Origin of the sequence: Nostoc sp. FACHB-110, from assembly GCF_014697425.1 — a bacterium.
Taxonomy (GTDB): domain Bacteria; phylum Cyanobacteriota; class Cyanobacteriia; order Cyanobacteriales; family Nostocaceae; genus Nostoc_B.
The window spans coordinates 83096-102700 of the sequence record NZ_JACJRU010000008.1 but is presented as its reverse complement, the minus strand read 5'-3'; the positions used below and the strand labels follow the sequence as shown (position 1 = coordinate 102700).

Annotated in this window: 22 protein-coding genes; 14 read left to right on the top strand and 8 right to left on the bottom strand. The window is 41.9% G+C overall.

Annotated features, from left to right (window positions below; all coding sequences use genetic code 11):
- Positions 1–254: 254 nt before the first annotated feature.
- The 9 genes from psaA (at position 255) to H6G69_RS10425 (ending at position 9444) form a co-directional block, all read left to right on the top strand.
- Positions 255–2513 carry a photosystem I core protein PsaA gene (psaA, locus tag H6G69_RS10470; RefSeq protein WP_190685592.1) on the top strand — a complete coding sequence of 753 codons (2259 nt, stop codon included), beginning with the start codon at positions 255–257 and terminating at the stop codon, positions 2511–2513.
- 125 nt (positions 2514–2638) lie between these two features.
- A complete protein-coding gene (gene psaB / locus H6G69_RS10465) occupies positions 2639–4864 on the top strand; it encodes a photosystem I core protein PsaB (protein WP_190685589.1) in 2226 nt (741 codons plus the stop codon).
- 340 nt (positions 4865–5204) lie between these two features.
- Entirely contained in the window at positions 5205–5609 is a 405-nt protein-coding gene (locus H6G69_RS10460; protein WP_190685586.1) for a deaminase, read from the top strand.
- A complete protein-coding gene (locus H6G69_RS10455; protein ID WP_190685583.1) occupies positions 5609–6118 on the top strand; it encodes a hypothetical protein in 510 nt (169 codons plus the stop codon). The genes H6G69_RS10460 and H6G69_RS10455 overlap by 1 nt, the downstream gene beginning before the upstream one ends.
- A 59-nt stretch (positions 6119–6177) precedes the next feature.
- The gene (locus tag H6G69_RS33860) at positions 6178–6738 is read left to right on the top strand and encodes a DUF433 domain-containing protein (RefSeq protein WP_242072028.1); all 561 of its coding nucleotides are present in this window, start codon (positions 6178–6180) and stop codon (positions 6736–6738) included.
- Positions 6732–7205 (top strand): hypothetical protein, encoded by a 474-nt coding sequence (locus tag H6G69_RS10440; RefSeq protein ID WP_190685580.1) that lies wholly within the window; start codon positions 6732–6734, stop codon positions 7203–7205. Before H6G69_RS33860 ends, H6G69_RS10440 begins: the two co-directional genes overlap by 7 nt.
- 68 nt (positions 7206–7273) lie before the next feature.
- Positions 7274–7825 (top strand): Uma2 family endonuclease, encoded by a 552-nt coding sequence (locus H6G69_RS10435; RefSeq protein WP_190685577.1) that lies wholly within the window; start codon positions 7274–7276, stop codon positions 7823–7825.
- Positions 7826–7882: 57 nt separating this feature from the next.
- A complete protein-coding gene (locus H6G69_RS10430) occupies positions 7883–8071 on the top strand; it encodes a DUF4089 domain-containing protein (protein WP_190685575.1) in 189 nt (62 codons plus the stop codon).
- Positions 8068–9444, top strand: coding sequence for an AtzE family amidohydrolase (locus H6G69_RS10425; protein WP_190685571.1), 1377 nt, complete (start codon positions 8068–8070; stop codon positions 9442–9444). The genes H6G69_RS10430 and H6G69_RS10425 overlap by 4 nt, the downstream gene beginning before the upstream one ends.
- Here the strand turns inward: H6G69_RS10425 and H6G69_RS10420 are convergent.
- Both H6G69_RS10420 and H6G69_RS34775 read right to left on the bottom strand, forming a co-directional pair.
- Entirely contained in the window at positions 9437–10798 is a 1362-nt protein-coding gene (locus H6G69_RS10420; protein ID WP_190685568.1) for an S-layer homology domain-containing protein, read from the bottom strand. The two genes, H6G69_RS10425 and H6G69_RS10420, sit on opposite strands and share 8 nt — an antisense overlap.
- Before the next feature lie 267 nt (positions 10799–11065).
- Positions 11066–12466, bottom strand: a complete 1401-nt coding sequence (locus H6G69_RS34775; RefSeq protein WP_190685566.1) for a protein kinase domain-containing protein — start codon at positions 12464–12466, stop codon at positions 11066–11068.
- A 352-nt stretch (positions 12467–12818) separates the two neighbouring features.
- Here H6G69_RS34775 and H6G69_RS10410 point away from each other — a divergent pair, with 352 nt between their 5' ends.
- Both H6G69_RS10410 and H6G69_RS10405 read left to right on the top strand, forming a co-directional pair.
- Entirely contained in the window at positions 12819–13043 is a 225-nt protein-coding gene (locus H6G69_RS10410; RefSeq protein WP_199335907.1) for a DUF6888 family protein, read from the top strand.
- The gene (locus tag H6G69_RS10405; protein ID WP_190685563.1) at positions 13027–13272 is read left to right on the top strand and encodes a DUF6887 family protein; all 246 of its coding nucleotides are present in this window, start codon (positions 13027–13029) and stop codon (positions 13270–13272) included. Before H6G69_RS10410 ends, H6G69_RS10405 begins: the two co-directional genes overlap by 17 nt.
- A 21-nt stretch (positions 13273–13293) precedes the next feature.
- Here the strand turns inward: H6G69_RS10405 and H6G69_RS10400 are convergent, their stop codons facing one another.
- The 3 genes from H6G69_RS10400 to rpaB form a co-directional block, all read right to left on the bottom strand.
- On the bottom strand, positions 13294–13812 hold the full coding sequence (locus H6G69_RS10400) for a DUF456 domain-containing protein (RefSeq protein WP_190685561.1): 519 nt from the start codon (positions 13810–13812) through the stop codon (positions 13294–13296).
- A gap of 16 nt (positions 13813–13828) precedes the next feature.
- Complete coding sequence (locus tag H6G69_RS10395) at positions 13829–14485, bottom strand: cofactor assembly of complex C subunit B (RefSeq protein WP_190685558.1); 657 nt, start codon at positions 14483–14485, stop codon at positions 13829–13831.
- Positions 14486–14624: 139 nt separating this feature from the next.
- Positions 14625–15353, bottom strand: a complete 729-nt coding sequence (gene rpaB, locus H6G69_RS10390) for a response regulator transcription factor RpaB (protein WP_010997963.1) — start codon at positions 15351–15353, stop codon at positions 14625–14627.
- Between the two features lie 176 nt (positions 15354–15529).
- Here rpaB and radA point away from each other — a divergent pair, with 176 nt between their 5' ends.
- From radA to H6G69_RS10375, 3 genes are all read left to right on the top strand, one after another.
- Complete coding sequence (radA, locus tag H6G69_RS10385) at positions 15530–17107, top strand: DNA repair protein RadA (protein ID WP_190685555.1); 1578 nt, start codon at positions 15530–15532, stop codon at positions 17105–17107.
- A 47-nt stretch (positions 17108–17154) separates the two neighbouring features.
- Entirely contained in the window at positions 17155–17910 is a 756-nt protein-coding gene (locus H6G69_RS10380; RefSeq protein ID WP_190685552.1) for a Uma2 family endonuclease, read from the top strand.
- Between the two features lie 302 nt (positions 17911–18212).
- The gene (locus H6G69_RS10375; RefSeq protein ID WP_190685549.1) at positions 18213–18482 is read left to right on the top strand and encodes a hypothetical protein; all 270 of its coding nucleotides are present in this window, start codon (positions 18213–18215) and stop codon (positions 18480–18482) included.
- 75 nt (positions 18483–18557) lie between these two features.
- Here the strand turns inward: H6G69_RS10375 and H6G69_RS10370 are convergent, their stop codons facing one another.
- The 3 genes from H6G69_RS10370 to H6G69_RS10360 are packed head-to-tail and all read right to left on the bottom strand — an operon-like array spanning position 18558 to position 19604.
- Complete coding sequence (locus H6G69_RS10370) at positions 18558–19043, bottom strand: DUF3368 domain-containing protein (protein ID WP_190685546.1); 486 nt, start codon at positions 19041–19043, stop codon at positions 18558–18560.
- Entirely contained in the window at positions 19033–19287 is a 255-nt protein-coding gene (locus H6G69_RS10365; protein ID WP_190685542.1) for a UPF0175 family protein, read from the bottom strand. The genes H6G69_RS10370 and H6G69_RS10365 overlap by 11 nt, the downstream gene beginning before the upstream one ends.
- 35 nt (positions 19288–19322) lie before the next feature.
- Positions 19323–19604 carry a hypothetical protein gene (locus H6G69_RS10360; protein ID WP_190685539.1) on the bottom strand — a complete coding sequence of 94 codons (282 nt, stop codon included), beginning with the start codon at positions 19602–19604 and terminating at the stop codon, positions 19323–19325.
- Position 19605: the final 1 nt, after the last annotated feature.

Below are 19605 nucleotides of genomic sequence, written 5' to 3'. Positions count from 1 at the left end.
AATTAAATAGGGAAAGTATTGACTTTTTGCTCAGGAGTTTAAAGTTAAAAGCAAGATCAGACAGTTAATCTGAGGAATTTGAATTATTGTTAAAATCTCTCCAACAATGTACAAGTAAAGACTTTATAATTCAACAGAAACAAACTTCCACATAGCGTCTTCTATCGCTGCTCCAGCCACAACCCTGGAGAAGGCGACTAAGGATCACTTTGTGGTTTCATGATTCCTCATTCCTTATCACGAGAGGAGGTCGAATGACGATTAGTCCTCCGGAGCGAGAGGAAAAGAAAGCAAGAGTGATAGTCGATAACGACCCGGTACCAACCTCATTTGAAAGATGGGCGCAACCCGGACACTTCGACAGAACTCTAGCTAGAGGCCCCAAAACCACCACTTGGATTTGGAACCTCCACGCTCTCGCCCACGATTTTGATACACATACAAGCGATTTAGAAGAAATCTCCCGCAAAATATTTGCGGCTCACTTCGGACACCTGGCCGTTGTGACCATCTGGTTAAGCGGGATGATATTCCACGGCGCGAAGTTCTCTAACTACGAAGCCTGGTTAAGCGACCCGTTGAACGTGAAGCCCAGTGCTCAAGTCGTTTGGCCCATTGTGGGACAAGACATTTTAAATGGTGATGTTGGTGGTGGATTCCACGGTATTCAAATCACCTCTGGCTTGTTCCAAGTATGGCGTGGCTGGGGTATTACCAACTCCTTCCAGCTTTACGTAACAGCTATTGGCGGCTTGGTATTAGCAGGCTTGTTCTTGTTTGCTGGCTGGTTCCACTACCACAAGCGCGCTCCCAAACTGGAATGGTTCCAGAATGTGGAGTCGATGCTGAACCACCACTTGCAAGTACTGTTAGGCTGCGGTTCTTTGGGATGGGCTGGACACTTAATTCACGTTTCCGCTCCTATCAACAAGCTTTTGGATGCAGGGGTAGCTGTTAAAGATGTCCCCTTGCCCCATGAGTTCATCCTGAACAAGAGCCTGTTGATTGATGTATTCCCCGGCTTCGCTGCTGGTTTAACACCTTTCTTCACCTTGAACTGGGGTCAGTATGCTGACTTCTTAACCTTCAAGGGTGGTTTAAACCCTGTGACTGGTGGTCTGTGGTTGACTGATATTTCTCATCACCACCTAGCGATCGCTGTACTCTTCATCATCGCTGGTCATCAATACCGCACAAACTGGGGCATTGGTCACAGCATCAAAGAGATCCTCGAAAACCACAAAGGCCCCTTCACCGGGGAAGGTCACAAGGGTCTTTATGAAAACCTGACCACCTCTTGGCACGCTCAATTGGCAACTAACCTTGCCTTCTTGGGTTCGCTGACCATCATCATCGCGCATCATATGTACGCGATGCCCCCCTATCCATACTTGGCAACTGACTACGCAACTCAACTGACCTTATTTACTCACCACATTTGGATTGGTGGATTCTTAATCGTCGGTGGTGCGGCTCATGCTGCTATCTTCATGGTGCGGGATTATGATCCTGTTGTGAATCAAAACAACGTTCTGGATCGGGTGATTCGTCACCGGGATGCAATTATTTCCCACCTGAACTGGGTGTCTATTTTCCTTGGCTTCCACAGCTTTGGTTTGTACATCCACAACGACACAATGCGTGCGTTGGGTCGTCCCCAAGACTTGTTCTCTGACAATGCAATTCAGTTGCAACCAGTGTTTGCCCAATGGGTGCAGAACCTACACACCTTGGCTCCTGGTGGCACTGCACCAAACGCTTTAGAACCAGTTAGCTACGTTTTTGGCGGTGGTATTTTGGCTGTCGGTGGTAAAGTTGCAGCTGCGCCTATTGCTTTAGGTACAGCCGACTTCTTGATTCACCATATCCATGCCTTCACCATCCACGTAACAGTTCTGATTCTGCTGAAGGGCGTACTATTCGCTCGCAGCTCTCGCTTGATCCCCGATAAAGCCAACTTAGGTTTCCGCTTCCCTTGCGACGGCCCTGGCCGTGGCGGTACTTGCCAAGTTTCTGGTTGGGATCACGTATTCCTCGGATTGTTCTGGATGTATAACTCCCTATCAATTGTGATCTTCCACTTCAGTTGGAAAATGCAATCTGATGTATGGGGAACTGTAGACGCAGCTGGTAATGTGTCTCATATTACTGGTGGTAACTTTGCCCAAAGTGCCATCACAATCAACGGCTGGTTGCGTGATTTCTTGTGGGCGCAAGCTTCTCAAGTAATCAACTCCTACGGCAGTGCGTTATCTGCTTATGGTCTAATCTTCTTGGGCGCTCACTTTGTATGGGCATTCAGCTTAATGTTCCTGTTCAGTGGTCGTGGCTACTGGCAAGAACTAATTGAGTCCATTGTTTGGGCGCATAATAAACTGAAGGTAGCACCTGCAATCCAACCCCGCGCTCTGAGCATCACTCAAGGCCGTGCTGTTGGTGTAGCACACTACCTCCTAGGAGGAATTGCAACAACCTGGGCATTCTTCCACGCACATATTCTTTCAGTAGGATAGCAATCAGTTATACGGAGTGCTGAGTAGTGAGTGCTGAGTGCTGAGTAATCAAAACTTAGAACTCAAAGCTCAGAACTCCCAAAGCTGAAACCTGATGGCTAAGGGTCAGAGGAAATATCAAAGCTATGGCAACAAAATTTCCAAAATTTAGCCAGGATCTCGCACAGGACCCGACCACTCGTCGGATATGGTATGCGATCGCTACAGGTAACGATTTTGAAAGCCATGATGGTGTCACAGAAGAAAGTCTCTACCAAAAGATTTTCGCTACCCACTTCGGACATCTGGCAATCATCTTCCTGTGGGCTTCCAGCCTCCTGTTCCATGTGGCCTGGCAAGGTAACTTTGAAGAGTGGATTAAAGATCCTCTACACGTCCGCCCAATTGCTCATGCAATTTGGGACCCCCACTTTGGTAAACCTGCAATTGAAGCTTTTACCCAAGCTGGTGCTAGTAATCCTGTAAACATTGCATACTCTGGTGTTTATCACTGGTGGTACACCATTGGTCTGCGGACAAACCAAGAACTGTACATCGGCTCATTAGGTCTACTCCTATTTGCTGCTCTGTTATTGTTCGCTGGTTGGTTGCACTTGCAACCCAAGTTTCGTCCCAGCCTTGCTTGGTTCAAGAGTGCTGAATCTCGCCTCAACCACCACCTCGCTGGTTTGTTCGGCGTTAGCTCTTTGGCTTGGGCTGGTCACTTGATTCACGTTGCTATCCCCGAAGCTCGCGGACAGCACGTAGGTTGGGATAACTTCTTAACCACTGCTCCCCACCCAGCAGGCTTACAGCCATTCTTTACAGGTAACTGGAACGTTTACGCCCAAAACCCAGATACAGCAGGCCACATCTTTGGTACATCCACTGGTGCTGGTACAGCAATTCTGACCTTCTTGGGTGGTTTCCATCCTCAAACAGAAGCTCTGTGGTTGACTGACATTGCTCACCACCACTTAGCGATCGCTGTATTGTTCATCGTTGCTGGTCATATGTACCGTACCAACTTTGGTATTGGTCATAGTCTCAAAGAAGCGTTGAATGCCAAAACTTTCTTTGGCAAACCAGTTGAAGGGCCGTTCAACTTACCTCACCAAGGTATTTATGACACCTACAACAACTCGCTGCACTTCCAATTAGGCTGGCACTTAGCTGCATTAGGTGTTGTTACCTCTTTGGTAGCACAGCATATGTACTCCATGCCTTCCTATGCGTTTATCGCTAAGGATTACACCACCCAGGCAGCTTTATACACTCACCATCAATACATTGCGATTTTCTTGATGGTTGGTGCGTTTGCCCACGGTGCAATTTTCTGGGTACGTGACTACGACCCCGAACAAAACAAAGACAACGTATTAGATCGCGTACTGAAGCACAAAGAAGCGATTATCTCTCACTTAAGCTGGGTATCTCTCTTCTTAGGCTTCCACACCTTAGGTTTATACGTTCACAACGACGTAGTAGTTGCTTTCGGTACTCCTGAAAAGCAAATCCTAATTGAGCCAGTATTTGCTCAATTCGTTCAAGCTGCTAATGGTAAAGTACTGTACGGATTGGATGTTCTGTTGTCCAACCCTGACAGCGTAGCCTACACAGCTTACCCCAACTATGCAAACGTATGGTTGCCTGGTTGGTTAGATGCCATTAACGCTGGCACAAACTCCCTCTTCTTAACAATTGGCCCTGGCGACTTCTTGGTACACCATGCGATCGCACTAGGTCTACACACCACCACCCTCATCCTAGTCAAAGGTGCTTTGGATGCTCGTGGTTCTAAATTAATGCCAGACAAAAAAGACTTCGGTTACGCATTCCCTTGCGATGGCCCTGGTCGTGGCGGTACTTGCGACATCTCCGCTTGGGACTCCTTCTACTTAGCTCTGTTCTGGGCATTGAACACAGTAGGTTGGTTAACCTTCTACTGGCACTGGAAACATCTAGGTATCTGGCAAGGCAACGTTGCTCAGTTCAACGAAAACTCTACCTACCTGATGGGCTGGTTCCGTGATTACCTGTGGGCTAACTCTGCACAGTTGATCAACGGTTACAACCCCTACGGCGTGAACAACCTGTCTGTTTGGGCTTGGATGTTCCTCTTCGGACACCTAGTTTGGGCAACTGGCTTCATGTTCCTCATCTCCTGGAGAGGTTACTGGCAAGAGTTAATTGAAACCTTGGTTTGGGCGCACGAACGCACTCCTCTAGCTAACCTAGTTCGCTGGAAAGATAAGCCCGTTGCTCTCTCCATCGTTCAAGCTCGTTTGGTTGGTCTAGCTCACTTCACCGTTGGCTATGTCCTCACCTACGCAGCGTTCCTCATCGCCTCCACTGCTGGTAAGTTCGGTTGATCTGGCTACTAGTTTTGTAGGTAAGTAATAAAAATCCCCCGCCACGAGGTGGGGGATTTTTTGTTGGTTAGTAATTAAGTAAAAGCTTAAATAGACTATTTTCGCTGATGGCCGGGGTGATCACAGTAGGAGCATTATTAACCTATGGCGGATATAAAGCTTATAAATTCATTAAGAGTAGCGAAAATAATTCATAAGCTCTGATCAGCAAGAATCATGCCCTGTTATGCGTAAGCCGTAACGCACCCAAAGATTTTAAGCTAGTTTTGTAGGTATAGTAACAAAAAATCCCGTGCCGCAAGGTGGGGGATTTTTTCGTGAATGGAATTAGAGGAATATAATGGACAGTGTTTTTGATGACTTGGCTGAATATAGACAGCATCTGGGTTTACCTCCTGCTGATAGTGAAACGGACGGATCAACAATTGCTAAACTAGAAATAAATGGTCAAACTTTTTTTGGTATAAATTCTAGTAGTAATCCTTACCGTCGGCAAATCACTCTGAAAGTTAACAATATTTCTAGAACTCATGCAGAAGCTGATGCTTTTCAGCAAGTATTAGAAGCAGGTATTAAAGCAGCCAAAGTGCGTTTGAATGTAGATAGGGATTTATGTCGTGCTTGTGGTTTACAAGGTGCTGTTAATTCTATGGCTTATCAATTAGGTATAGAAGAATTAGAAATTATTACTCCCAGTGAAAGTAAAAAAACTAAAGTTACTGCTCCCAAGACAAGGAAAAAATAATGTTTGTATCTAAGTTATATACAGATAAATGGATAGGAAACAGAAATGAAGAAACATATATTGAAAATCCAAATTGGCAACAAATTAAAATAGCTATTTGTGAGTTAGATGGTAAAAGTAAAACTTTAGTTAGTTTAGAGGCTGATGATCAAAGTTATATGATGATTGGTGGAGGCAATGATGGTCAATATGTTGTGACTGCAACTTTAGATAACGAGACTTTTTATTATCTTTTGCATCCAATTGATTATGAAATACCCAAATCAGATAGTTCTATTAAAAAAATTAATTTAGCTGTTTTTTATCAAGCATTAATAAATGCAAAAATCAATAATATCAATTCTGCAAATGATCAAAAATTAGTTGTAGGTGGACAAGCGGGAAATTATTCTGAGAAAGTTTGTGTTACTTTACCCCAATGCTTAATAGCAGCAATCACATTTGCTGAATCAGGTGAACTTGAACCCTTGTTTACTTGGCAAGAAGATGAATCTTTGGTAATGGTATAAAAATAGGTAAAAGAAAAGCGATCGCCCATCAACAACCTTAACCAAAATCATTGAAACAAATGATAAATTGGCAAGAACAAATCACTATTAATCATGAAGTCTGTCATGGTAAGCCACACATTACAGGTACACAGGTGATGGTTTCAGTTATTCTTGATAACCTAGCAGAAGGACTAACATTTGAGGAAATAGTCAAAGATTATCCAGCACTAACATTAGAAAATATCAAAGCGGCTGTTGCTTATGCCGCACAACTAACAAATAGAAAAGAACTGCAAATTTTTGATGAGAATAATTCTAGTTTCTCTCAAAATCTTTCTAGTCAAGCAGAAATAGAATCAACTTTCATGACACTAGCCCAGCAATGGCGTGAAGAAACTCGTGGCGTATCATCTACTAATCAAATGTCGATGCACCCTGCATATCAACAAATAATAGGAATGGGTGAGGCCGTAATACCTGTACTGCTGAGAGAACTTGAAAGAAAATCAGGACGCTGGTTTTGGGCATTAAAATCTATTTCCAGAGAAGATCCTGTATCTTCGGAATATAGAGGAAATACAAAAGAAATGACTAAAGCTTGGCTCGAATGGGGTAGGCAAAGGGGATATCAGTGGTAGGTAATAACAATTGGGCTAATTATGTCAAATCTTTTATTGAACGTGATTATCCCAATCTAATTATCCACGGTTACAAACTGACAAGTCCAGATACAACTGACTATAACTGTGTTGCTTGGGTAGCAGAAGATGAACAAACTTGGTGGTGGCCAGATGCCCAAAATCAAGAATACTGGCCGCCTGGGGTTTCTAGAGAAGAAACACTTGAAGCTTTTCAAGCAGCATTTCGGACACTCGGTTATGAAGTCTGCCAAGATGATAGTTTAGAACTAGGATTTCAAAAAATTTCAATATACGTTAATTCCAGCAGAGTACCAACCCATGTTGCTAGACAATTACCTGATGGTAAATGGACAAGTAAGCTTGGTCAAGATGAAGATATTGAACATAACAATTTACAAGGTTTAGTTGGCAATCCTGGCTATGGTGAGGTTGGCTGCATTATGAAAAAAATCATCACAAGCTAATCTAATATTTTTTTGATAATCGGCTAGATTGATATGCAAATAACAAAGGCAATAGAAAAGCGATCGCTATGAGTCTAACTACAGCAAAATGGACAATAGACGAATATCATCGTATGATTGCGGCGGGTATTTTAGATAACCGACGTGTGGAACTACTGAAGGGAGAAATTTTTGAGATGTCGCCGGAAGGGGAACCACACGCATATTTCAGCAGTGAAGCAGGAGAATATCTAATTAAATTATTGGGCGATCGCGCCATGATTAGGCTAGATAAACCAATAACTTTACCTGACAACTCTGAACCTGAACCTGATATTGCGATTGTGCAAAGGTTAGGGCGTGAATATTTAACCCATCATCCTTATCCAGAAAATATTTTTTGGGTAATTGAATATGCAAATTCCAGCTTAGAAAAGGATTTAGAAGTCAAAAGTAAAATATATGCTGAAGTTAGCATTCCAGAATACTGGGTAGTTAACTTAAAAAATAGGCAGCTTATAATATTTCGGCAGCCCCAAGATGGGGCATACACTTCAAAATTGACATTAATAGATGGGATAATCTACCCAATAGCGTTTCCAGATATAGCTATATCAGTGGGTGCGATTGTTAGTAATTAAAGTTGACAAAGACTTAAATTAAACCGCAAAGTACGCAAAGAGCGCAAAGCAATCAAGATGGAAAGTCAGGGTTTTGATGTGGGTGAATATGTTGAGCAAATGTCTTTGTTGTTGGAATTAGAAATCAAAGATGAGTATCGGGATGGGGTGGTAGCAAATTTTGAGAGAATTAAAGCGATCGCTCAAATAGTAAACTCTTTTCCCATATCAGAAGAAATCGAACCTGCACCCACATTTGAACCATGAATGATGCTGTCTCGATAGCAGCTGCTGTGCAAAGTGGTAAAGTTAGCGCACTGGAAGTAACACAAGCTGCGTTAGCGAAAATTGCCGCACGAGATCATGAACTGAATTGTTTTACAGCTATCACTACAGAAACGGCTTTAGCAGATGCAGCGCGAATTGATAGAGAAATCGCCCAAGGTAATAATCCCGGTTTACTAGCTGGTGTGCCGTTTGCTGTCAAAAATCTGTTTGATATTGCTGGTTTAACAACCTTAGCAGGCTCAAAAATTAATGCTGAAAATCCTCTCGCCAGCCAAGATGCAGCCGCAGTAGCAAGGTTGAAACAAGCTGGTGCGGTGTTGGTTGGGGCTTTAAATATGGATGAGTACGCCTATGGGTTTGTTACAGAAAATTCCCATTATGGTGCGACTCATAATCCCCATGATTTGCAGCGAGTAGCGGGGGGTTCTTCTGGTGGTTCGGCGGCGGCGGTGGCGGCTGAGTTGGTTCCTTTTACATTAGGTTCAGATACTAATGGTTCGATTCGCGTACCTGCGGCTTTATGTGGTGTATTTGGTTTAAAACCAACTTACGGGCGGTTATCTCGCGCTGGTGTCGCTTTATTTTCTAGTAGTTTTGACCACATTGGGCCGTTTGCCCGTTCTGTGCAAGATATTGCGGCGATTTTTGATGTGCTGCAAGGTGAAGATCAGCGCGATCGCATTTGTACAAAACGTCCTGTAGAATTTTGTTTACCGCAACTCAATCAAGATATCTCTCATATTAGAATTGCCGTTGCAGATGATTATTTTCGCCAAGGTGCAACACCAGAAGCCTTAGCCGCAGTCCAAACCGTAGCAGATGCTTTAGGTGTAACCCAATATGTCACCATCCCAGAAGCTAAACGCGCCCGTGCAGCAGCTTTTGTGATTACGGCCAGTGAAGGTGCAAATCTGCATTTAGATAAATTAAAAACGCGTCCTGAAGATTTTGATCCTGCAACACGCGATCGTTTTTTGGCTGGGGCGTTAATTCCTAATAATTGGTATTTACAAGCACAACGGTTTCGCCAATGGTATCGAGATCGTGTTCGAGAAGTTTTTCAAAATGTCGATATCATTCTCGCGCCCACTACACCAATTTCCGCACCATTGATTGGTCAACAAACAATGATCATAGATGGCGAAGAAATTCTGGTGCGTCCCCACTTAGGGTTATTTACACAACCATTATCTTTCATTGGTTTACCTGTTTTATCAGTACCAATTCAGCGTCCTCATGCTTTACCTTTAGGTGTGCAGTTAATAGCAGCACCTTATAATGAAGCATTGATATTGCGGGTAGCCGCAGTGCTAGAGAAGCAAGGCATAGTTACAGCAGTAAAATTTAATTAGGCGATCGCTTTAACTTTAAAGCATCCACCGCCGATATTCCCTCGCCTTGAGTACCAAAATACCATAACGCCGCAGCCGCCTCAGCACGAGTAACTGGTTTTTTCGGCTGAAATAGCGTTGTATAGCCAAATATTCGCTGAATATTTGATTGTTCGCCATTTTGAAAATCAGCTAAAACAGCCCGTAATGCTTTCGGGTCAATTTTACCCACATCTTGGAAACCCCAAGTTTGCTTGACTGCATCTAAACTAGCAGTAGGTAAAGCTTGGCGAGTATCTAAAGGTACTTTCCATAAAATTAATTGTTCCCGTGTCAAAGGTGCATCAGGGCGAAACAAAACTGTAGTCGAATCGCCAGATAAGGGACTGGGAATCAAACCTGCTTCGGCTAATCCCTGAATTACGGGGAAATCTGGGTCTGTTTTTGCTACATCACTAAAAGCTGGCTGCGTACTTTCAGATGCTAAACGTATTTGCTTGGCTGGATTATTTGCATACATCGCATTATTCGCCGCAACTAGCCAACGCGCATATACTCGCCGAGTAATAACTTTATTTGGCTCAAATAGGGTTGTGGGATTAGAGTTTGTCTTAGTTGTTTGTGGCTCAATAGATAGAACACCTAATGCAGCTAAATCTTGAATATGTTGACGTAGTTCTTGAGGTGTTTTATTTAAATCTGTAAATTCAATAGAAGCAGCAGGTGTTTGGTTATTGGATGTATTATTTGGCGGAGTTGCTGTATTATTAGGTGCGACTGGGCCGATAAACTGCGAGTTTCCTGCTGGCGGAGTATCAGTGGTTGGCGTTGATTGTGCCGTTGTACTACTATTAGGAACGTACTCAATTACTAAACTGGTTGCTGTTTGTGGTTGATTAGGTGCAGCATTTGTAACTGATTGAGCTTGAATCGAGACATTGAGCAGCAAATTATTGCGACGTGCAGCAAAACTACCAACATCATCAGTTGGCTGCTGTACAATTTGCCAGTTATTATCCTGTAATTGGCTGCGATAAAAGCTAGTAATAAAATTGCTGGGATCGGAACTTAGCCAGCGAGTTGATACTTTATTGTCTGCACCACTAGCAGGTGTCACTTCCTGAAGTGTGGCATTTGTATATAAAGGAATCTCTTTGGGAAAATCAGCAGGTAGCTGAACTGTCGATTGGTTTTGTTGTGGTTGTGTTGGCTTATTATTTGCTTCCCCAAAGATACTTGAATTGTTTTGCAGCCGAGGATCAGCTGCCAAAGATTGTTCCAGGTTTTTGGCGGCTGGAGTATTATTACAGGCTGTTAAGGAAGCAAGTAAAACAGCCAAACTGACAAAGACGGCTGGGCGTTTACAGGGAAGCACAAGCAGGAAGTGATGGATAGCGTGTTCATTTCTACCCTAGCGTAGACTGGTGCAATTTCGCGTAATGGGATTTGAGGCGATCGCTCAAAGAGTCCAGCAAGATAATAATAATCAGGATAAGTAATGCTGTGTTTTTGGTATATTTTTGATTATGTACGCGATCGCTAATCATAACTTTAGATAATTTAGAGTAACCATTATTACTAAAATTATTTCCTTTTATATGTGAATAATACTGCTAACTTTTTGAACAAGCCGACAACCTAGTTATTGCTCAAATTCTTTAATGCATTTTATGGCATCTTGAGAGTCATTTTCTTGTCCTTGTTGATTATACAAATCAGCAGATTTTCGTAAATCTTCAATTGCAGCTTGCTTATGTTTTAAGTCATCATAAGTAATACCTCGGTTGAAGTAAGCATCTGCAAAATTAGGATTCATGTTGATAGCTTGGGTATAGTCTTCAATTGCAGCTTGCTTATCTTCTAATTCATTGTAAGCATTGCCCCGTTTGAAGTAAGCCATTGCAAAGTTGGGATTAATATTGATGGCTTGAGTGTAATCTTTAATTGCTATTTTGATATGTCCTATTTCATCGTGAGCATTACCTCGGTTGAAGTAAGCCATTGCAAAGTTGGGATTAATATTGATGGCTTGGGTGTAATCTTCAATTGCACCACGAAAATCTTGGTTGTTGTATTTGTCTAATCCTTCTTGATAGTAAGCCTCAGCATTTTTATGTTCAATTATTACTGAAGGTGAAACAGGCTGAGTTCCTTGTATTGGCTGTGAATTTAATGCTTGTAAAACTTCCTCAGCCGACTGATAACGCTGCTGCTGTTCTATTTGCAACAATTTATCTAGCCAACACCCAAATTCTTCACTTACCCTTTGCTGCAAATGCTGTCTCCAACTAAAAACCCAACCATAACCTTGTCTTTGCCACAACTCCCAAGGTGGAATTCCACTCAACAAGTGAAAGCAAGTTGCACCGACACTATATAAATCACTAGCTGGGTAAGCTTCACCTCCCTGCATCTGTTCGAGTGGCACATAACCAAAAGTCCCAATGCTAGTTCCTAGTTGAGTAATTACCGTTGCTGTCAGTTGCTTGGATGCGCCAAAGTCAATCAATACCAACTTGCCATCGTTCCGACGAATAATGTTATCTGGCTTAATATCACGGTGAATAACTTTATGTTGATGAACTGTTTTGAGAATCCCTAACAAATCCAGCAATAATTCTTTAACTTTTTGCTCGTTGAAAGTTCCCTGCTGTTGTAATTCTTCTAGTAAATTTTGTCCTTCGATTAACTCCTGTACCAAATACAGGCGATTATCTTCATTAAAATACGCCAACAGCGTGGGAATTTGGGGATGTTTGCCTAACTGGTGGAGTCTCTTTGCTTCTTGTTCAAATAATTCTGTAGCTTTATTGAGTGATGCAGTTCCCTGGGCTTGTGGTGCAAATTGTTTGATAACACAAAGCTCATTAAGTTTATCGATATCTTCTGCCAAATATGTTTTGCCAAATCCTCCACCACCTAATGATTTAATCGGACGATAGCGGTTTCTCAGCACTATTAAGTAAAAGCCACATTTAGAACAGAACTTTACGCCATTGGGATAGGGTGGGTTATCGCAACCTGGATTTAAGCAGCAGGTCATAACTTATACACTTACCAGAAAATGTATCCATTATGGCTTAAGTACAAACTATTCTGAGTAGAAGCCGTAAACCCATTTTGAAGAGTGGATTGAGGTAAGCCAAACTAACAGCCTACCCCTCTTCTGTCACTTTCCGAAAACTTTTGCCATTTCTGAATTCTGGAGCTTTTGTATAGCCTGTGATCGCGCGATTATTTTCTAATAACAAATACAAGACCAATTTTTTTCTAATAGTATAGCTTGTATTGATTGCCTCATGAGGCTTCTAGCGATCGCTCTCCCGGAAAGTGACAGAAGAGGGCTACTTATTCAATATTACGCTGTCGCTTCTCGCAACCCACTGGTAGGACTTATGATTATTTATGTCAAAATTGAGGAACAGACTATAAATCCTACCAACGAACAAGCACAAGCCTGTGTGCGTGTCTGCCAGATGTTATCAAACAGCTATCGCAGTATAGAGTTATTCCGTTTTGACGAGCAAACTAGAATTGTGTTTATTTTCGTCAATGAGGAAATTCAAATCATTGTACCCCCTGATGGAAATTGGAGGTTTTTCAATGCAACCGAATTTTGAAGCTATGACTAACAAAGAATTGATAGCTTACGCACTTACACATCGGGAGGATGTAGAGCCTTTACGTATATTATATAGCCGCCGTACTCCTGACTCAGAAGCTACATGGTACGGGCCAATGTTTACTGAAGATGGTAAACCAATTGAAGAAAATATTCGCATAGCAGAAGAAGCAATTAGGCAGCGTATTCAGCAAGCTGATAAAAAAAAGCAAGATTCTCAAGGTTAAGCTTTTCTAATTTAATTGAACCTAACCACCAAATACTTGCGGCCAAGTTGTCACGAGGAAAACTGCGACTGCTGCAACTGCTAACAAACCTTGAATCAAATTTCCGACTAATGTACCGACGACAATTCCAATACCAGCTTTTACTGCTGGCCATAATTCTCGACGATAAATAAATTCACCAATAATTGCACCGATTAGCGGCCCGAATAACATTCCTAATAATGGCCCACCAAAAGGTAAAGCTGGTAATAATCCTAATATTCCTAATACTAAACCAACAACTGCGCCAATTTGCCCCCATTTACTAGCACCTGCTTGTTTTGCGCCTACGTAACTGGCTAAAAAATCAACTCCGACACTTAAAAGCAAAACAATCACTGTCACTATTAAAGGTATCTTGATCGCTGCAAAAGAACCACTCACAATTCCCCAAATAATAATTGCACCTAAAATTAAACTGCTACCAGGAATTGCTGGGACTACAGCACCAATAATTCCCACAACCATTACAGCCACTAGTAACCAATAAATAATTAGCATAATTTGTAATTTATAATTATTCAGCTTCTACTCCCAATTGCTGGAGAGTTACAGCTAATTTATCAGCAATGCCAGCAATCCAATTTTCATCTTGTTTTGTGTAACTTCTGGGCGCATTTGCTCCTAAAATCATCGCACCCTTATCGCCAATTGGCTGACAAATTAAGCCTTGAGTATTTTCGGGTAAATAATCAAATTCAATTTTGCCGGGATAGACGTTTAAAGCTACTAAATAAATTGGCTGTTGTTTTTCGAGAACCCGTTTTAAGATTGGCCCTGGTACTACTTCAGATTTAAGTCCCAGAATACCGCGACGTAACAAAACTTTGCCTTGATATACAACTACAAGCGATCGCGTAACTGTGTTAGTTAATATCAAATGAGATGCCCAGGCTAGTTCGGTTTTCACGGCTTCTGGTAAGTCTGTGGCTAAGATAAAACCTTCTTCTCCAATCAGTTCGACAGCATCAGGCGATCGCGGCTGTACTTGTTGCCAAATTAAACCCGTTAAAATTAGCACAGCACTTAAAATTACACCCAACACATCACCACGAGATTGAGACTCTGTGAGTTCTGGTGTTAATACACGGTTAATCAGCAAAAGTATAGCGCCTAACCCACCAACGACTATGGGTAAACGGCGCAGAACTTGATTGGAATCAGGTTTAGTCATCTTTCTAAATTCTGAAGTCTAAAGTCTGAAGTCTGAAAAATATAGTACACAACGAGAAACAGGCTGGAAACTCTTCAAATTTCACACTACCCTGCAAGAAGACACTTCATACTTCACACTTCATACTTCATACTTTCCTTTACTCTTCTCCGGGTTCGATTATGCGTTGAAATAAATAGCCTGTACCGCGTGCAGTCAAGATTAATTCTGGGTTACTGGGGTCGTCTTCTAATTTTGCCCGTAATCGAGATATATGCACATCTACCACCCGCGTATCTACATGGCGTTCTGGGGTATATCCCCAAACTTCTTGCAAAATTTCCGAACGCGAAAAAGCTTCGCCAGAACGGCTTACCAACAATTCTAGTAAGCTAAATTCCATTCCTGTTAAGCGAATTCGCTCATCGCCTTTGTAAACTTGTCGTTTATTGGTATCGATTTTGATATTTCCTACGTGAATTACCCCAGAACTGGGAATTCCCGAAGCACCAGTTTTATCTACGCGGCGTAAGACTGAGCGAATCCGTGCTTCTAGCTCTTTGGGGGAGAATGGCTTAACTACATAGTCATCTGCGCCTAATTCTAAACCTGTGATGCGATCAGCAACGTCGCCCAAGGCTGTTAGCATAATAATAGGAACATCAGATTCCTTACGTAACTCTTGACACACACCGTAACCATCTAGCTTTGGCATCATCACATCCAAGACGACTAGATCGGGATCAGATTTGCGGAAAGTGTCTAACGCTTCCTCGCCATCGCCAGCAGTGACAACATCGTAGCCAATCATTGAAAGGCGCGTTTCTAAAATCCGGCGAATGCTGGCTTCATCGTCTACTACCAGGATTTTTTCTTTATGACTTTCCAAGTTTCTCAACGCTCCTTAACTAAAATTTTTCATGATTAATTTTTAATACCATATTATTAAGATATCATTCTCTCATTTGATTTGAAAAATGCCGTAAAAACCACTATTCTTGGATTTTAGAATTTTGTGAGAATTAAGAAAAAATTAAGATTAATTAACTTAATTAAGATTTAAGAATGCCAAAGCCGAAAACATTTTACATTTGTAACGAATGTGGGGCAGAATCTTCCCAATGGTTTGGTCGATGTCCTAATTGCGGTACTTACAATTCTTTAGAAGAACAAATTGCCATTCAATCATCAGTTGATGTACCCACGAGGGGGGGAGTCGGTAGTTGGCATAAAGAGCAAAATAGTGGAAAATCTACTGCAAAACCAGCAAAACCAAGAGCTTCTCTTACATTTGATCAAATTAGCGATCGCCAAGTCACCCGTTGGGAATCCGGTTACGGAGAATTAGATCGAGTTTTAGGCGGTGGTGTAGTTCCCGGTTCGATGGTATTAATCGGGGGTGATCCGGGAATTGGGAAATCGACATTATTGTTGCAAGTATCCAATCAACTCGCGCAGAGATACCGCATTCTCTACGTTTCTGGCGAAGAATCAGGACAACAAGTCAAATTACGAGCTTTGCGCTTAGGTGTATCTAAACCTGTGAGTGTAGTTGGCAATGGTAATGGTAAAAAAACGGAAGCAGCAGAAGATACAGAAGAATCGGAATTGCCTGTAAATACTGAAGTATTGCCAGCCCCAGTAGAAGTAGTCCCCACTGAGGGTATAGGTGCAGATTTGTATGTTTTGCCAGAAACAGATTTGGAAGAAATTTTACGAGAAATAGATTCTCTCAGGCCAAATGTGGCAGTAATTGATAGTATTCAAACTGTATTTTTCCCGGCGTTGACTTCTGCACCTGGTTCTGTGGCACAGGTGAGAGAATGTACAGCAGCCTTGATGAAAGTGGCGAAGCACGAAGACATCACTATGTTAATTGTCGGACACGTCACCAAAGAAGGTGCGATCGCCGGGCCGAAAGTATTGGAACACCTAGTAGATACAGTATTGTACTTTGAAGGCGATCGCTTTGCCTCCCACCGCTTATTAAGAACAGTCAAAAACCGCTTTGGTGCAACCCACGAAATCGGCATTTTTGAAATGGTGGCACAAGGACTGCGAGAAGTTTCTAACCCTTCAGAGTTATTTTTAGGTAATCGAGATGATCCCGCACCCGGTACAGCTATCGTTGTAGCTTGCGAAGGGACACGCCCCATTGTAGTTGAGTTACAAGCTTTAGTTAGTCCTACGAGTTATCCCTCACCTCGACGGGCAGGAACGGGTATAGATTACAACAGATTAGTCCAAATTCTTGCCGTATTAGAAAAGCGGGTAGGCATTCCCATGTCTAAGCTAGATTCTTATGTAGCTTCTGCTGGTGGCTTAAATGTCGGAGAACCTGCGGTTGATTTAGGGATAGCTATTGCCATTGTTGCCAGTTTCCGCGATCGCATCGTTGATCCAGGTACAGTGTTGATTGGGGAAGTCGGGTTAGGTGGACAAGTGCGATCAGTTTCCCAAATGGAACTGCGGTTAAAAGAAGCTGCTAAATTGGGATTTAAAAGAGCGATCGTGCCAAAAGGGACAAAATTCACCGATATGAATCTGGAAATTTTACAAGTCTCAAAGGTAATCGATGCAATTATCGCCGCCATCCCCCATCATACAATCGAAGAAAGCGACTTAGATCCAGACGACGAATAGGTAACAGGTTACAAAATCTCCCCTAAACCCTCACACCCCTACTCAGCATGACATCCACCGTCACCCAAAACTACCAAATCACTTGGGAAAAACTACCCGATGATTACATTCTTCCAGATGATCCTGTGGATAACATCAATCAACCAGCCTTAGCCGCAGCCTTAACCCAAAGCCTAGAATTAGCGGGAAAACTACCACCAAATGCGCTTACTCCCACAAATTACGGCATCTGCGCTACTTTGAATGGGCAAACAGTAGTTAAAGCCCCAGACTGGGCATATATTCCCAACATTAGCGTTGATAGAAAAGAAGTAATTCGGAGTTACACCCCGCAATTAGAAGGAGACATCCCTGTAATTGTCATAGAATTTTTGTCTGATACCGATGGCGGAGAATATTCTATTAAACCTACCTACCCCCCTGGTAAATGGTTTTTTTATGAGTGCATTTTAAAAGTACCAAATTACGCTATTTTTGAACCAGCTAGCGGTAATTTAGAAGTCTATCGCTTAGATGCAAATACAGGTAGATATAGCTTACAAACACCCAATAATCATCAACATTATTGGATAGCCGAGATGAATCTTTACTTGGGTGTATGGCAAGGTACTCATGAAAATCGCACAGGAAACTGGTTGCGCTGGTGGGATGGAAACGAGCAATTATTACTATGGGGTTTTGAATTAGTTGAACAAGAAAGGCAACGCGCTGAACTAGAAAAGCAACGCGCTGAACAAGAACGACAACGTGCTGAACGCCTAGCTGCACAGTTACGCGCAGCAGGTATTGAACCACAAGATTAGATTTTTGCAAAAAATTTAGACTAGTTAATCCTCAGATCCCCGACTTCTTTGAGAAGCCGGGGATTTTATTATTTAAAAACTAATTATTAATGCTAGAGATTATTTCCAATTAGCCTTTATAAATCACAAGTTGCTATTAAATTATTGTCATAACAAACTGAAAATTAATAATAAAAATTTTTGCACTCATGCTTGACAAGTATAATTTTATACTTTAATATAAAAGCATGATAAAGGCGATCGCTCTCCGGCAAGAGTCTGCGATCGCCTTTATGTAAACCTACGAGGAATACAAATCAATCATGACACAATCATCAAATTCCGCCCAGTCTAAATTAGAACAAGATTTCCGTGGCGAAGAATTAGATACACCCACTGCATCAACCCAGATGCAATTTCCCACTAGAGAACCGATTAAGCATTTACTGATTGGTTCTACCAAAGCTGTTACAAGTACCATTCACTATTTGCAAGTAATTGGCTACGCCAGCGTGGGAGATTGGAGTCCACTGCAATCAACCGGAAATGCTGATGAAGTGATGAGTATTTTAATCCGGCAAATTTTGATGTAGTAGTTTAGATACCAGACTTTTCAAAAAAGTCTGGTATTTAGACATCTAACAAACCTTAGGATAAAACACCTGCTATCAATCTTCTCCTGCTTGTTTTTTTAACACATTAACCAAACTGTCAGATAACCACAAACCAGCGTCGCGCAAAGCTTGAATTCCAGGAGATATGCTAGGGATTAATCCGCGTCTTTTTGCTAATATCAGTAATCCTCCTGTGCCAATAGTTGTAATATTTAAGGCTTGACCACAACGCCGTGCTGCTCTATCGTCAACAATGGCAGCATAGTCTAAATTTTTTAGTGCCAAACTTAATACTTGATATTCACCCTTTCCTAAATCCCAAGCTGCTATTTCAGGTGCAATGCTATCAACTTTTATTATTTGTATCCAAGAAATGCTTGGTAATTGCGTTGATGCAGCATCATCTTTAGTAGTGACTTCTTCAATAACTCCTGATGGCACTAAAATTTCTATGAATAGTTGTGGAATTAATTGTGCTTGTTGACTTTTCAAAAGCACAATTAACGGTGAAGAGTTAATAATTACACGCTTAATCAACATTGGCTAGTTCTTCAACTAACTCTTGGGCAGTATATTGCATAAAGTCTACTTGATAGCGTGATAAAGCACTAATAAATTCTGCACGACTTAGCCCTGCGACTTCTGCTGCTTTGGCTTGTGATATTTCACTTAGTTCATACCATTTAACGGCTGCGGCAATTCGCATTTCTTGGATAAATTCTTCAGGATTTTTGCGAAGTGCAGAAAATACTGTTTCTGGTAAATGTATCGGTATGGTTCGCATAAATTTTGCCTCTAAAATAATTGCTTTGACAACGCCTAGTTTTTATCTAATCGCTGTTCCCAGGTTTCAGTTTCCTGGGGTTTTTGTGCCGCAGCAGCAATCATGCCATTCATGTAAGTAACAATCATAATTAATTCGCCAATTGCTTCTAGTTCAGCCGCTTCTTCTGGTGTTAGAGAATCAGCTTGTTTTTTATCTATAAGTTCTTGCATTCGAGCGTGCAGTTCGTCTGTGAATTTAAACAGATTTACACTATTGACTTTTTCAATTAGGATACCTTTCTCTAGCCAAGATGAGGGTTTAGCTGATGGTTTCATA